Source organism: Psychrobacter immobilis, assembly GCF_904846285.1.
Classification (GTDB): Bacteria; Pseudomonadota; Gammaproteobacteria; order Pseudomonadales; family Moraxellaceae; genus Psychrobacter; species Psychrobacter immobilis_D.
On the sequence record NZ_CAJHAD010000079.1, the window covers coordinates 1 to 519 of the forward strand.

The 519-nt window shown below is 50.3% G+C and carries 1 pseudogene; it reads left to right on the forward strand.

What is annotated here, in order from left to right:
• A pseudogene (locus JMX13_RS13645) lies at positions 1-519 on the forward strand (hypothetical protein); the annotation flags it as partial.

Genomic DNA, 519 nt, shown 5'->3' on the forward strand with positions numbered 1-519 from the left:
GCAAGCCACTTAGGTGGCGGCGCAACTTACAACGCGACGACTGGCGCCATCACAGCCCCAAGTTATCAGTTGGACAAAGGCACCGTGACCGCAACCAACGTGGGCGGTGCGCTAACCAACCTTGATGGTCGTATCAGCACCAACACAGATAACATTGGCATCAACACTGTCAACATCATCAAAGCCAAAACCACGGTGACTAAAGGTGACAACATTGAAGTCAGCTCATCGACCAATACAGATGGTTCAACTAACTATCAAGTTGCTACTGCCAAAGACTTGACGGTCGATAGCATCAAAGCGGGCAATAGCACCTTAAACAGCTCAGGTGTTATCATTACTGATGGCACCAAAACCACCACTGTCAGCAGTGCTGGCACCAATGTCACTGACGGTATCAACAGCAGCACTTATGGCGCTAATGGCTTGAGCATCACAGGTGGCCCAAGCATCACGACGACAGGCATTGATGCTGGCAATAAGAAGATCACCGGTGTGTTAGCAGGATCAACAGCAGGA